This is a genomic window from Rathayibacter sp. PhB186 (assembly GCF_003751825.1).
Classification (GTDB): domain Bacteria; phylum Actinomycetota; class Actinomycetes; order Actinomycetales; family Microbacteriaceae; genus Rathayibacter; species Rathayibacter festucae.
In genome coordinates this window covers 189,672-203,432 of sequence record NZ_RJKO01000005.1, presented here as the reverse complement: position 1 = coordinate 203,432, position 13,761 = coordinate 189,672, and the positions used below count along the sequence as shown (strand labels likewise).

The window sequence follows — 13,761 nt, the reverse complement described above, 5'->3', positions numbered from 1 at the left end:
GTGGGTTTCTGACGGTGCACCCCGCCCGGCCCCTTCCGCGAGATGCCACTTATGACGCGATAACGCGGCGTGTCGCGCTCATAAGTGGCATCTCGCGGAGAGGGGAGGGACGCGCGCGCGTCCGGGGCGGCGGGCGTCAGGGGTGGGCGGCCACGAAGGCGCGGCGCTCCTCGCGGCGGGTGGCCTGGCGGACCGGGTCGGCGACGGGGGCTGCCAGGAAGAGGCGCTGGGTGTAGGCGTGCTCCGGGCGGGAGGTGACCTGGTCGCCGTCGCCCCACTCCACGATCTCGCCGTGGTACATCACGGCGACGCGGTGCGAGAGGTGCCGCACGACGGCGAGGTCGTGCGAGACGAAGAGGTACGCGACTCCGGTGCGCTCCTGGATCTCGGTGAAGAGGTCGAGGACGCGCGCCTGGGTGGAGAGGTCCAGCGCCGAGACGGGCTCGTCGCAGACGATCAGCCGCGGCTCGAGGGCGAGCGCCCGGGCGATCGCGATCCGCTGGCGCTGACCGCCGGAGAACTCGCGCGGCAGGCGGTCGGCCGCGGACTGCGGCAGCCCGACCTGGTCGAGAAGCTCGCGCACCCGCTTCGAGGCGACCTTGGCGTCGACCTTCCGCACGGTGAGCGGCTCGACCAGGATCTGCTCGATCGTCAGCGACGGGTTGAGCGAGGTGTACGGGTCCTGGAAGACGACCTGGATCTCGGAGGAGAGCCCGCGGCGCTGACGCCGGTCGAGGTGCGCGATATCGCGCCCGTTGTAGAGGATCTCGCCGCCGGTGACCGGGGCGAGCCCCAGCACCGCGCGGCCGAGCGTGGTCTTGCCCGAGCCGGACTCGCCGACCAGGCCGACGGTCTCGCCGGGGCGGATGTCGAGCGAGACGCCCTTCAGCGCCTGGAACGGCTTCGCGCGGAAGCCCTTGCCCGGGTACTCGACGACGACGTCCTTGACGTCCAGCAGCAGCTCGGACGGTGCGGCGGGTGCGGCGCTCATCGGCTCGACTCCTTCACGGCGGTGGTGGCGACGAGCGGTCCGCGGGCGGGCCCCTCCTCGAGGATCGCGTCGAACAGGGCGCGGGTGTAGGGGTGACGGGGGTCGGCGAAGATCGAGCGCACGGGCCCGGTCTCGACGATCCGGCCGTCGCGCATGACCGAGACGCGGTCGCACAGGTCGGCGACGACGCCGAAGTTGTGCGTGACGAGGATCATGCCCATGTTCAGCTCCGACTGCAGCTCGCGGAGCAGATCGAGCACCTCGGCCTGCACCGTGACGTCGAGCGCGGTGGTCGGCTCGTCGGCGATCAGCAGGTCGGGGTCGCAGGAGACGGCGCCGGCGATCAGCACGCGCTGGGCCATGCCGCCGGAGACCTCGTGCGGGTAGGCGTCGAACGTGCGCTGCGGGTTGGGGATGCCGACCCGGGCGAGGAGGCCGAGCGCCCGCTCCTTCGCCGCCGCCTTGGAGAGGCCGAGGCAGATCCGCATCGGCTGCACGAGCTGCGTGCCGATGGTGAAGGAGGGGTCGAGGTTCGACATCGGCTCCTGCGGGATGTACGCGATGCGCTTGCCGCGGAGCTTGGTCATCTCCTTCTCTGACAGGTGCGCGAGGTCCTTGCCGTCGAAGACGATCGAGCCGCCGGTGATCCGGCCGCCCTCGGGCAGCAGGCGCAGCACCGACCAGGCGGTCTGCGTCTTGCCGGAGCCGGACTCGCCGATCAGGCCGTGGATCTCGCCGCGGCGGACCGCGAGCGAGACGTCGTGGACGACCGTCTTCACCGAGCCGTCGTTCTGGCCGTAGCCGACCGAGAGGTTCGTGACGCGGAGGATCTCCTCCGCCACGTTCCTGTCAGCACCGGTCGCGCCGGCCTCCTCCTCGTGCACGACGGTCTTGGGCGCCGCGGCGTCCTCGTCGAGCATGGTCTGGATGCCGATGGTGGAGAGGCTGGTCGGCACCGTCGCGGGGGCCGAGGCCGACTTGCGCTTCTTCGAGCGCTTGGCTCCGGAGGCGCTGCGCTCGAGCTCGTCGCGCATCGCGTTGCCCAGCAGGGTCAGCGCGATGGAGGTGAGCGCGATCGCGAGGCTCGGCCAGAGCATCAGGATCGGGGCGTTGAAGACGTTGGAGAAGCCGTCGTTGAGCATCGAGCCCCAGGTGGGGATCGACAGGTCGCCGAGGCCGAGGAACTCGAGTCCGGCCTGGATCGCGATCGCGATGCCGGCGACCAGCGAGGCCTGGATGATGACGGGAGCGCGGACGACGGTGAGGATGTGCCGGGCGATGATCCGGCCGTTGCTGAGGCCGGAGACCCGGGCCGCGTCGACGAAGAGCTCGCCGCGCACCGCGGTGACGGAGGCGTAGACCAGCCGGTGGAAGGCCGGCGAGAGCAGGACGCCGAAGATGGCCATCGAGAGCCACATCGACGGGCCGATGACGGCGCGGGCCGCCAGCAGGACGACGAAGCCGGGCAGCGCCATCACGAGGCCGGAGGTCCAGGCCGAGACGGAGTCGAACCAGCCGCCGAAGTAGCCGGCCAGCAGTCCGCTGGTGACGCCGATGACAACGGCGACCGCGAGCGCCACCAGGGCGCCGGCGAGGCTGAACTGGGTGCCGAAGAGCAGGCGCGAGAGCACGTCGCGGCCCGCGCTGTCGGCGCCGAGCAGGTGCGCGGCGCCGGGCTCGGCGAGCACGTCCTGCAGCGAGGCGCGGTTCGGGTCGGCCGGGGCGAGCAGCGGCGCGAAGATCCCGGAGAGGACGACGATCGCGAGGAAGACGAGCGAGACGAGCCCGACCGGGTTGTGCAGCAGGCGGCGGAAGAGGTGCGTGCGGGCGGCGCGCTCCTCCACTCCGACCGACGGGGTGCTGGCGGGCAGCGGAGTCGTGGCGGTCATGAGAGTCGCACCTTCGGGTTGAGCCAGCCCTGGAGCAGGTCGATGAGCAGGTTGACGATGACGACGATGATCGCGGTGATCAGCACGAGGCCCATCACCAGCGGGATGTCGCCCTGGGTGGTCGCGGTGACCGCGACCTGGCCGAGGCCGGGGATCGCGAAGATCTGCTCGACGATGACGGCGCCGCCGAGGAGGCCGATGAACTGCACGGCGAGGACGGCGAGCGCGGGGCCGCCGGCGTTCCGCAGCACGTGCTGGAAGACGATCCGGTTGGCGGGCAGGCCGCGCGAGCGCAGGGTCCGCACGTAGTCCTGGCGGAGCGCGTCGATGACGGAGCCGCGGACCTGCTGGGCGACACCGGCGATGCCGCCGATCGCGAGGGCGATGATCGGCAGGGTGACCGTGGCGATCCAGCCCGAGAACGAGTCGGTGAGGTTGACGTAGCCGGTGGGCTTGAACCAGCGGAGGTTGATCGCGAAGACGGTGACGAGTCCCAGCGCGATCAGGAAGCCGGGGATCGCGAAGCCGAGGATCGACACCAGCTGCACGAGCTTGTCGGCCCAGCCGCGGCGGACCGCGGCCCAGACGCCGAGCACGACCGCGACGATCGCGGAGATGATCGTGGCGCCGATGACCAGGGAGAGCGTGACGGTGACGCGGGTGGAGATGGCGGTGGTGACCGCCTGCCCGGTGAACCAGGAGCTGCCGAGGTCGCCGGTCACGGCGTGGCCGAGCCAGCCGAGGTACTGCGACCAGATCGGCTGGTCGAGGCCGAGCTGCGCGGCGCGCTGGGCCACCGCCTCCGGCGTCGCGTTCTGCCCGAGGATGCGGCGGGCGATGTCGCCGCCGCCGAGATAGAGGAGTGCGTAGGCGACGACGGAGATCAGCACCACGAGGATGATCCCCGAGACGACGCGTCGCAGGATGAACCTGGTCATCAGTGGTCCTTCGAACGGAGGAGGGCGCGGGCCTGATCAGCGGATCGGGCGGCGCGAAGAGAGGGAGCGGGCGGGTCGACCGGAGCCGACCCGCCCGCTGATCCGGATCAGGCCGGGGTGATGTTCCAGAGGTACGGGTAGGCGTTGCCCGTCTGGGTCTCGACCTTGGTGTTCGCGTCGGTCACGAAGCTCGACTGCTGGCGGTACCAGGGGGCGAACCAGGCGTTCTCGACCGTGTAGGCGTTGACGGCCTGGACGGCGGCGGCGTAGCCGGACTCGTCCGCGGTGCGGACGGCCTCGATCAGCGTCTCGAGCTCGGGGTCGGCGTTCTTGAAGGGGTTGAAGATCGCGTTGGGGCTGAGCTCGAAGTTGATCAGCGCCCAGTCGGGGTCCTGCTGCAGCGTGAGCCAGGTCGCGGCGTACTTCGGGGCGAGGACGTCGGCGATGAAGTTGTTGCCGGCGTCGGTGTAGGTGACGGTGATGCCGACCTCGGAGAGCTGCTGCTGGATCAGCGTGAAGGTCGAGGAGCCGATGAGCGAGCTCGAGGGCATGTTCAGCTCGAAGCCGTCCGGGTAGCCGGCCTCGGCGAGCAGCTCCTTGGCCTTCTCGGGGTCGTAGGGGTAGTCGTCGTCGAGCGACTCGTCGTAGCCCTCGGAGGAGGTCGGGAAGATCTGCGTGGTCGGGGTGCCGTAGCCCTGGCCGATGGCCTTCAGCAGCGACTCCTTGTCGAACGCGTAGTTGATGGCCTGGCGGACGCGGACGTCCTTGAGGGCCGGCGCGATGGTGCCGTCGCGGTCGAGCAGCAGCAGACCGGTCCAGTTGAGCTCGAAGGCGTTGACGGTGAAGCCCGACGCCTCGATCTCCTTGAGGTCGTTGTTGTCGACCGTGTTCGCCGCGTTGACCTGACCGCCCTTGATCGCGTTCACCAGAGCGGTGGAGTCGCTGTAGACGTTGATGTTCAGGTTGTCGTAGTGGACCGAGTCCTCGTCCCAGTAGCCGTCGCGCTTGGTGAAGGCGTAGGAGGTGCCGATGACGGTCTTGGCCGCGTCGAGCTCGTAGGGGCCGGAGCCGACCGGGACGGTCTGGATGTCGGCGGACTCGAAGGCGGAGGGCGCCTCGACGAGGCCGGCGTTCTGGGTCAGGTAGAAGAGGAACGTCGGGTTGGCCTGCTTGAGGGTCACCGTGACGGTCGAGGCGTCGGTCGCGACGGCGTCGGCGAGGTCGGCCATCTTGTTCGTGTCGGGCGAGTTGCCGTCGCGGAAGCGGATCAGGTTCTGCGCGACGGCGTCGGCGTCGAGCGTCGATCCGTCGGAGAAGGTCACACCGTCGCGGATCTTCAGGGTGAGGACCGTGTTGTCCTCGTTGTAGGTCCACTCCGAGGCGAGGCCCTCGGTGATGGTGCCGTCGGGCTCGGCCCGCAGCACGCTGTCGTAGACGGCCTGCATGTACGGCGACTCGTTGGCCCAGTACGAGTCCGCCGCAGCGAACGTCGACAGGGTCTGGATCGCACCCAGCGTGAGCGTCTCGCTCGAGCCGCCGGAGGCGCCTCCGCCGGAGTCGGCCGCGCAGCTGGTCAGGCCGACCATCGTGGTGACGGCGATCGCAGCGGCCGCCAGCCTCTTCCATCGGAACATCTTCGGTCTCCAGGTTCTCCCGGTTCTCCCATGAACCGGTGCCGAGGAAGCTAACACGAAAAACAGACGACCCCTAGGTTTTGGGAAGAAAAACTTCGGCCCGTTAGGTTTTCGTGATTCTCGTGACCGTTCACGTCCCGCGAGGCGCTTGGAACTGGGCGCTGACGGGGAGCTTTCCGAAAGCCGACTCGGCGCCAGGTTTTTGACTCGGAAACCTCTAGCGGCTAGGTTTCTCGCACCGGAGGCTCCGTGCCCCCTCGCAACGATGCGCCTGGAGGCACTTCATGGCACTCCCCACCTCTCCCCCGCGGCGACCGCGCGGGCAGTACGCCAAGACCGCCGCCCGGCGTGCCGAGATCGTGGCCGCGGGCCTGGAGGTCTTCTCCGCGAGCGGCTACCACGCCGCGTCGCTGCGCGAGATCGCCGAGAAGGTCGGGCTCAGCCAGGCCGGCGTGCTGCACCACTTCGCCAACAAGTGGGAGCTGCTCTCGGCGGTGCTCACCCTCCGCGACGACCACTCGATCGTCCGGGTGCCCAGCGGCGACGCCGTCCCCGGCATCGACACGGTCCGCGCGCTGATCGACCTGGTCGCCTACAACACCGAGATCCCCGGCCTCGTCGAGCTGCAGTGCGTGCTCTCCGCGGAGGCGACCCACGCCGACCACCCGGCGCACGAGTACTTCGCGAACCGCTACCGCTTCATCGTCGACCTGTTCACCGGCGCGTTCGGCGACATGCTGACCCGCGGGCAGCTGGTGCCGGGCGTGGATCCGCGCAGCGCCGCGATCCGCGTCATCGCGACCATGGACGGGCTGCAGGTGCAGTGGCTCCTCCAGCGCGACGCCCTCGACATGCAGGCCGAATTCCGGCGCACCGTGCAGACCCTGACCACCGTGGAGGTGTGACCGTGGGCTTCTCCCGCGAATCGACCCTGGCCGCCGTCCTCGACCACGGGGAGGCGGGCGACGTCGTGCGCCGTTTCGTCCCGGGTGTCGTCAACTCGCCGCTGCTGGTGCAGCTGCGCTCCGCCCCCGTCGGACTCGTCGTGGGGATGGATCCGCTGCTGAAGGCGGACCCCGAGCGCGAGGCCTCGTTCTGGGCGGCGCTCGACGCGGTCGACGACTCCGGAGTCGCGGCGCCGCGGCCGGAGCGGGTGGCCGTGCTGCCGCGCGCGGACTACGAGGGCGAGGACGTGGCTGTCGCGTCGGCCGTGGTGCGACCGGTCGCTCCGGGCACCGTGTGGGCGCCGGCCGAGGTCGTCGTCGACGGGCCGGCGCACGGCAATCCGTTCGTGGACGTCGAGTTCTCGGCGGAGTTCTCGCTCGGCGACGAGACGGTGCGGGCCGGCGGGTTCTACGACGGCGACGGGGTGTACCGGGTGCGGTTCCTGCCTCCCGCCGCCGGCGTCTGGAGCGTGACCACCGCGTCCACCGCGCGCTCGCTCGACGGGCTCACCGCCTCCGTCACCGTGGAGGCCGCCCTGCCCGGCGCGCACGGGCCGGTGCGGGTCGCCGACACCTTCCACTTCGCGCACGAGGACGGCACTCGGCACCTGCCGCTCGGCACGACCGCGTACGCCTGGACGCACCAGAGCGAGGCGCTGCAGGAGGCGACCCTCGCGACGCTCGCGGTCGCGCCGTTCACCAAGGTGCGGCACTGCGTCTTCCCGAAGGCGTACCTGTACAACACGAACGAGCCGGAGCTGTATCCGTTCGAGCGCGACGGCGACGGCTGGGACTTCGACCGGCCCGTGCCCGCGTTCTTCCGCCGGCTGGAGGAGCGGGTCGCGGACCTCGACGGGCTCGGCATCCAGGCCGACGTGATCCTCTTCCACGCCTACGACCGCTGGGGCTTCTCGGACATGGGCCGCGCGGCCGACGACCTCGTCACCCGGTACGTCGTCCGGCGCCTGGCCGCCTCGCCGAACGTCTGGTGGTCGCTCGCCAACGAGTACGACCTGCTCTGGTCGAAGAGCGTCGACGACTGGGAGCGCCTCGCCGCGCTCGTCGTCGCCGAGGACCCGGTGGGCCACCTGCTCTCGATCCACAACTGCTTCGGCTTCTACGACTACTCCCGGCCGTGGATCACGCACGCGAGCGTGCAGCGGATCGACGTCTACCGCACGGCCGAGAACACCGACGCCTGGCGCGAGCAGTGGGGCAAGCCGGTCGTGATCGACGAGTGCGCCTACGAGGGCGACATCGACCAGGGCTGGGGCAACATCACCGGCGAGGAGATGGTCCGGCGCTTCTGGGAGGGGGCGATCCGCGGCGGATACGTCGGCCACGGCGAGACGTACCTCAACGACCGCGAGGAGCTCTGGTGGTCGAAGGGCGGCGAGCTCGTCGGCGACAGCCCGGCGCGGATCGCCTTCCTGCGGCAGATCACCGCCGAGATGCCGGAGGGGCGGATCGACCCGCTGCCCTCGGACTGGGACGCGCCCTGGGGCGGGGGCGGCGGCGTGCAGCTGGTCTACTTCGGCTTCAACCGGCCGCGGTTCCGGCAGATCGTGCGCGACCCCTCCGACTCCTGGATCGTGGATGTGATCGACACCTGGGGGATGACGGTCTCGCGGGTGCCGGGGGTGTTCTCCGGGTCGTTCCGGGTGGAGCTGCCGGCGCGGCAGTTCATGGCCGTGCGGCTGACGAAGGTCGTGTCGTGAGCGGCGTGCCGCCGCGGGTGCGGGTGATCTCGGACAACGACTACTCCGGCGACCCGGACGGGCTGGTGCAGCTCGCGCAGCACGCGCTGTCGGAGTCGGTCGAGCTGGCGCTCGTCGTCGGCTCGCGGTTGCGGCCGGGCGACCCGTTCGATCCCTCCGAACGGACCGCGGACAACGCGGCCGCGGCGGCGCGCGAGGTGCTCGCGCTCTGCGGGCGCCCGGACGTGCCGGTGGTCGCGGGTGCGAACGCTCCTGATGCTGGTGTCTCGGACGCCGCTCGCGCGATCGTGGCGGAGGCGCTGCGGGACGACCCGCGGCCGCTGTACCTCTGCGCCGGCGCCGGGCTGACCGAGGTGGCGGCGGCGCTGCGCCTCGAGCCGTCGATCGCCGCCAGGATGACACTGATCTGGATCGGCGGGCCCGAGCACCCGGGCCTTGCCGTCCCTCCGCCCGGCGCGATGCCGATCGAGTACAACCTGCTGATCGACGTGCCCGCCGCCGCCGAGGTGTTCGCGTCCGCGCTGCCGATCGAGCAGTTCCCGCGCGACGCGTACCGGCAGCCGCTCGCGTCCGTCGCCGAGCTGCGCGTGCGGATGCGCACCGCCGGCGAGCTCGGCCGGCACCTCTTCGACGCCCTCGACGGCGTCTTCCGGATGGGCGCCGCGCACGGTCTGAGTTTCGGCGAGACCTACGCCCTCGGCGACAGCCCGCTCGTCCTCGCGACCGCCCTGCTCTCCGCCTTCGAGCCCGACGCCTCCTCGAGCCGCACGGCGCGCGTCCCCCGCCCCTCGATCACTCCCGACGGCCAGTACGGCCCCCGCACCGGCGACGGCCCGGACCTCTGCGTCTACACCCACCTCGACACCCGCCTCCTCCTCGAGGACCTCTACGCGAAGCTCGCCCTCCGCGCCGCGGAGGCCTGACCTCCCGCGCGCTGCCGCCCACGCAGCGGCGCCCCATGCTGGTCGAGTAGCCGCACAGCGGCGTATTGAGACCCACGTGTCCAAGCGCCGGCCTCACGCCCCCGCTCTTGCCACGGCGGATCTCGATACGTCCTCTCCGAGGGCTACTCGATCAACATGAAGCACATGCTGGTCGAGTAGCCGCGCAGCGGCGTATCGAGACCCACCCTCGCCATCACGCCGGTCGCACGTCTCCGGCTGATCCGGCGTGCCGTTCGGCCCTTTCTGCGGTCATGGACCCGCGGTAGCAGCAGAAAGTGTCCAATGGACGGCACCGATCCGTGCTCAGCCCTCGTCCCGTTGCCCACCAGCGGCGATCCGGAGCAGGTCGTTCGCGAAGAAGGTGTTGTGGTGGCGCCGGAGGGGCGAACCTCCGCGACGCATCATCGTCGTGTTGAGCTTGTAGGCGGCCTCGACGAACGGGTCGTAGTCGAGCGCCGTCGCGAAGTCGTGCCACGACTCGAAGACGTACTGGGCGACTTCGGCGCTCTTGTAGCCTGCGTCGTAGCCGTCCGCGAAGACCTCAGGCTGCGCCCCGGACTCCGCCCCGGCCAGCCGATCGAACGTCTCCGCATCGACGTTGACGACGATCAACAGCACCTCGCGCTCGACCTGGGCGAACACCGTCTCGAGGATCCCGCAGCTGAGCGTGAGCAGTCGTCGACGGGTCTTCGTGCGCTTCGTCGCCGGAAGTGCGGAGACCGTCCAGAGCGCGAACTGCGTGCCGAACGGATCCGCGATCGTCTCGGCCACGTACCACGCGAGCACCGTCGACATCTCGTCGTAGTCCGAGCGGCGGGCGAGCTCCCAGAAGCGCGCGGGGAGGGTCGATGCGCCCTCCTCGCCGATCCTGCCCCGCTTCTCCCGCTCCCAGGGCAGGAGGATGCTCTTCCCCTCCTCGACGGTGACGCCGAGTACGTCCTCACCGCCGGGCCAGCCGGTCAACGCGAGATTCCGCAGTCGGTGACTCGCCTCCTGACGGCGGATCTCGAGCACCTCGTAGTGATCGAGATCCGCCTGCCGACAGGAGGCGAAGTTCAGCGCGATGACGTCGCCGTGGTGCCGACGGTGGGTGGCGTACCTGCTGACGATGTTCCTCGTCTGCCCGACGTAGCGCTGCCCGTTGTCGAACTCGAGCACGTAGATTCCGCAGAGCAGAGTCCGGTCGGTGAAGATCGTCGCTGCCGACCCCGCCTCGCTCATGTCGTAGCGCGTGAAGGAGAGCGGGGCGAGGAGTCCGTCTGTCATAGCGGGACCCTAGCCGCCGGTCTTCCTTACATCGGATCGCCGAGCTGACCCTTCTCGGGCTCTACGGTCGTCGACGAGCCCGTTCCGCATCCCTTCGACACCAGCGACGTCGTCCACTGGACGTTCGACGGGGCAGGAGCTGCCGCCCGAGCCCGAGGAGCGTCCAGTCGCTGAAGGCGTCCCTCCCTCGGGCCGAGCACCTGAATCCGGCGCGCGGTTCGCCACTTTCTGCGGTTCTGAGCCGGCGGGATCAGCAGAAAGTGTCGAATCGGGACGAGCGGCGCCCGCGATCCGGCGCGAACGGTCGTCCACCGGCGCGGGGGACGACCGTTCGTGACGGGTGGGCGGGGGCAGCGCGGCCTCAGTGCTGCGGGTCGCCGCCGAGCTGGCCGATGGGGGGCAGGGGGCCGCCGTCGTCGGCGCCGGTGCGGCGCCAGCGGGCGACGGCGTTCCCGAGGTGGTAGATCACGAGGGCCGCGGCTGCGCCGAGGACGATGCCGCCGAGCTCGAAGCCGCCGGAGCTGAAGGAGAAGCCGGCGATCGCGATCACGAGGGAGACGGCGGCCGTGTACTGGTTGACCGGGCGGGAGAAGTCGACGCGGTTGTCGATCCAGATCTTGATGCCGATCACGCCGATGAGGCCGTAGAGCGCGGTGGTCGCGCCGCCGAGGACGCCGGCCGGGATCGAGTTGAACACCGCGCCGACCTTGGGCGAGAGGCTGAGCAGCACGGCGGTGACGCCGGCGACCCAGTAGGCGGCGGTGGAGTAGACGCGGGTCGCGGCCATCACGCCGATGTTCTCGCCGTAGGTGGTGGTGCCCGAGCCGCCGAACGCGCCGGAGACGGTGGTCGCGATGCCGTCCGCGATCAGGGCGCGGCCGGTGTGCTGGTTGACCGAGGAGTCGGTCATCGTGGCGACGCCGCGGACGTGTCCGACGTTCTCGGCGATGAGCACGAGCACGACGGGCAGGAACATCGCGATGCCCGACCACGTGGATCCGGACGCGAAGTCGGGGAAGCTGAACGGCGGCAGGCCGACCCAGGCGGCGTCTGCGACGGCGGAGTAGTCGATCTCGTTGCGGATCAGGGCGACGACGTAGCCGATGACGACGCCGACGAAGATCGAGACGCGGCCGAGGAAGCCGCGGAAGAAGACGCTGCCGAGGATGATCGCGGCGAGCGTGACCGTCGCGGTGACCGGCGCCTGCTGGAAGCTCGACCAGGCGGTCGGGGCGAGGTTGAAGCCGATCAGCGCCACGATCGCGCCGGAGACGACCGGGGGCATCAGGCGGTCGATCCAGCCGAGTCCGGCGAACTGCACGACGAAGCCGACGAGCGCGAGCAGCACGCCCACGGCGACGACTCCGGCGAGCGCCGATCCCGTGCCGCCGACCGCCGTCGCCGCGGTGACCGGGGCGATGAAGGCGAAGCTCGAGCCGAGGTAGCTGGGCAGCTTGTTGCGGGTGATCAGGAGGAACAGCAGCGTGCCGACGCCGGAGAACAGCAGGGTCGTGGCGACGGGGAAGCCGGTGAGCACGGGCACGAGGAAGGTCGCGCCGAACATGGCGACGACGTGCTGGATGCCGATCGCGACGGTCGCTGGCCAGTTGAGCCGCTCGGCGGGGCCGACGACGGCTCCGGGCGCGACGGTGCGGCCGTCGCCGTGCAGGGACCAGATGGGCATGGGGCTCCTCGGCGGGAAGGGGATGGGGGCGCTTCAGAGTAGCGAGGCGGCGGGCGGGCGACGGCGGCGGTCCGGCGGACCTCCGGCACGCGGAATCGGCTCCGGCACGCGGGAAGCCGCCGGAACCACGAGCCGGAGCTCGAATCACGAGCCAGAGGTACGCGCGGCGACCGGTGGCGCAGCTCCGGCACGCGGAATCGGCTCCGGCACGCGGGAAGCCAGAAGAACCGCGAGCCGGAACCGGAACCGCGAGCCGAAGGTGGGCGGGGCGGGTGGAGGCGCACCTCCGGCACGCGGAAACCGCTCCGGCACGCGGGAAGCCCGCAGAACCGCGAGCCGGAACCGGAACCGCGAGCCGAAGGTGGGCGGGGCGGGCGGAGGCGCACCCCCGGCACGCGGAAACCGCTCCGGCACGCCGGGATCCGGCAGAACGACGTGCCGGAGCCGGAATCGCGTGCCGGAGGTGCTCCGAGCAGGCGGCGCCGGCGCTCCCCGTGACGCAGCCGGGAGCCGGGTCGGCGCGCCGGTGAAAGAACGGCGGGCGTGCCGGACAGGAGGGAGCATGAGGCACATGCCAGCTCCCCTCGCGGGTCCCGACCGCTTCGCCGCGCTCGCCGGCGTGGTCGCCGACCCCGTCCGCCGCTACCTCTGGCGCCGCACCGACGAGGCCACGGCCGACGACGTGCTCGCCGCCACCCTCGCCGTGCTCTGGCGCCGCGTCGCCGACGTGCCGGAGGACGACCCGATCGCCTGGTCGATCGGCGTCGCCCGGCTGCAGCTGCAGAACGCGCGCCGGATGCAGCGGCGCCAGGTCCTGCTCACCCACCGGATCGCCGTCGTCGACCCGCCGCAGGAGGTGCGCGACCCGGACGGGCCGTCCGCCACCGACGACGCCGTGCGCTTCGTGCTCTCGCGGCTGCGCGAGTCCGACGCCGAGCTGCTGCGGCTCTGGTCGTGGGAGGAGCTGGACGCCCGCGGGATCGGCGAGGTCCTCGGGATCACGCCGAACGCCGCGTCGATCCGGCTGCACCGCGCCCGCCAGCGCTTCGCGGAGCTCTACGAGAGCCGCGCCGCCCAGGACCCGACGACCTCAGAAGGAGGAGCACGATGACCGCGATCGAGGACTCGGAGCTGCGCCGCCTGGTGCGCTCGACCGACCCGGCGGAGGGGCTCGCCCCGCTCACCCGCGCGCAGCTCGCCGAGCACCGGGAGCGGGCGATGGGCGGCCAGGCGATGGGCGGCCAGGCTGTGGGCGGGCAGGGCACCGACCCCCACGACTCCGACCCCGCCGCCGTCCGCCGCCGCCGCTCCCCCTGGCTCATCGTCGGGGTCGGCGCGCTCGCGGTCGGCGCCGCCGCGTCGCTCCTGCTCCCCTTCGCCCTCGGCGTCACCACCGGCGGCTCCGCCTCCGCGCTGCGGCTGCCCGCGACCGGCGGGCCGATGGACCAGTGCGCCCCGGTCACCGCCGAGGCGCTCGCGCCGTCGCAGCTCGCCTTCCGCGCCGAGGTCGCCTCGATCGACGACGGCACCGTCACCCTGCGCGTGATCGACCGCTTCGCCGGCGACGTCGGCGACGCGGTGACGGTGACCCAGGCGGCGGAGTCGGCCGTCGACGGCGCCCCGATCGTCTTCGAGCGCGGCATCGACTACCTGATCGCCGCCGACGGCGACACGATCCTCACCTGCGGGCTGAGCGCGGCCGACTCCCCCGAGCTGACGAGCGTGTACCGGGAGGCGTTCGCCCAGCGCTAGT

The 13,761-nt window shown here is 71.3% G+C and carries 11 protein-coding genes; 5 read left to right on the top strand and 6 right to left on the bottom strand.

Annotated elements, in window-relative coordinates; all coding sequences use genetic code 11:
• Positions 1–136: 136 nt before the first annotated feature.
• The 4 genes from EDF45_RS14240 to EDF45_RS14225 all read right to left on the bottom strand — a co-directional run bounded on the left by EDF45_RS14240 (position 137) and on the right by EDF45_RS14225 (position 5,452).
• Complete coding sequence (locus tag EDF45_RS14240) at positions 137–991, bottom strand: ABC transporter ATP-binding protein (protein WP_123705418.1); 855 nt, start codon at positions 989–991, stop codon at positions 137–139.
• Positions 988–2,880 carry a dipeptide/oligopeptide/nickel ABC transporter permease/ATP-binding protein gene (locus EDF45_RS14235; RefSeq protein ID WP_123736713.1) on the bottom strand — a complete coding sequence of 631 codons (1,893 nt, stop codon included), beginning with the start codon at positions 2,878–2,880 and terminating at the stop codon, positions 988–990. Before EDF45_RS14235 ends, EDF45_RS14240 begins: the two co-directional genes overlap by 4 nt.
• A complete protein-coding gene (locus EDF45_RS14230) occupies positions 2,877–3,818 on the bottom strand; it encodes an ABC transporter permease (protein WP_123736712.1) in 942 nt (313 codons plus the stop codon). The genes EDF45_RS14235 and EDF45_RS14230 overlap by 4 nt, the downstream gene beginning before the upstream one ends.
• A 107-nt stretch (positions 3,819–3,925) precedes the next feature.
• On the bottom strand, positions 3,926–5,452 hold the full coding sequence (locus EDF45_RS14225; protein WP_123736711.1) for an ABC transporter substrate-binding protein: 1,527 nt from the start codon (positions 5,450–5,452) through the stop codon (positions 3,926–3,928).
• 284 nt (positions 5,453–5,736) lie between these two features.
• Between EDF45_RS14225 and EDF45_RS14220 the strand changes: the two genes are divergently transcribed.
• Genes EDF45_RS14220 through EDF45_RS14210 form a run of 3 tightly spaced genes read left to right on the top strand, consistent with a single transcriptional unit; the run spans position 5,737 to position 9,037 of the window.
• Positions 5,737–6,357, top strand: a complete 621-nt coding sequence (locus EDF45_RS14220; protein WP_123705422.1) for a TetR/AcrR family transcriptional regulator — start codon at positions 5,737–5,739, stop codon at positions 6,355–6,357.
• Positions 6,354–8,114, top strand: coding sequence for a DUF5605 domain-containing protein (locus tag EDF45_RS14215; protein ID WP_260312370.1), 1,761 nt, complete (start codon positions 6,354–6,356; stop codon positions 8,112–8,114). The genes EDF45_RS14220 and EDF45_RS14215 overlap by 4 nt, the downstream gene beginning before the upstream one ends.
• A complete protein-coding gene (locus EDF45_RS14210; protein WP_221181132.1) occupies positions 8,111–9,037 on the top strand; it encodes a nucleoside hydrolase in 927 nt (308 codons plus the stop codon). The genes EDF45_RS14215 and EDF45_RS14210 overlap by 4 nt, the downstream gene beginning before the upstream one ends.
• 324 nt (positions 9,038–9,361) lie before the next feature.
• On the opposite strand, the gene EDF45_RS14205 is transcribed toward EDF45_RS14210, so the two are convergent.
• Positions 9,362–10,324 (bottom strand): GIY-YIG nuclease family protein, encoded by a 963-nt coding sequence (locus EDF45_RS14205; protein WP_123736710.1) that lies wholly within the window; start codon positions 10,322–10,324, stop codon positions 9,362–9,364.
• A 361-nt stretch (positions 10,325–10,685) separates the two neighbouring features.
• Positions 10,686–12,008, bottom strand: a complete 1,323-nt coding sequence (locus EDF45_RS14200; RefSeq protein WP_123736709.1) for a uracil-xanthine permease family protein — start codon at positions 12,006–12,008, stop codon at positions 10,686–10,688.
• Between the two features lie 571 nt (positions 12,009–12,579).
• Between EDF45_RS14200 and EDF45_RS21325 the strand changes: the two genes are divergently transcribed.
• Together EDF45_RS21325 and EDF45_RS14190 are read left to right on the top strand one after the other, a co-directional pair.
• Positions 12,580–13,119, top strand: a complete 540-nt coding sequence (locus EDF45_RS21325; RefSeq protein WP_123446682.1) for an RNA polymerase sigma factor — start codon at positions 12,580–12,582, stop codon at positions 13,117–13,119.
• Positions 13,116–13,760, top strand: coding sequence for a hypothetical protein (locus EDF45_RS14190; protein WP_123736708.1), 645 nt, complete (start codon positions 13,116–13,118; stop codon positions 13,758–13,760). Before EDF45_RS21325 ends, EDF45_RS14190 begins: the two co-directional genes overlap by 4 nt.
• The last annotated feature ends 1 nt before the right edge of the window (position 13,761 follow it).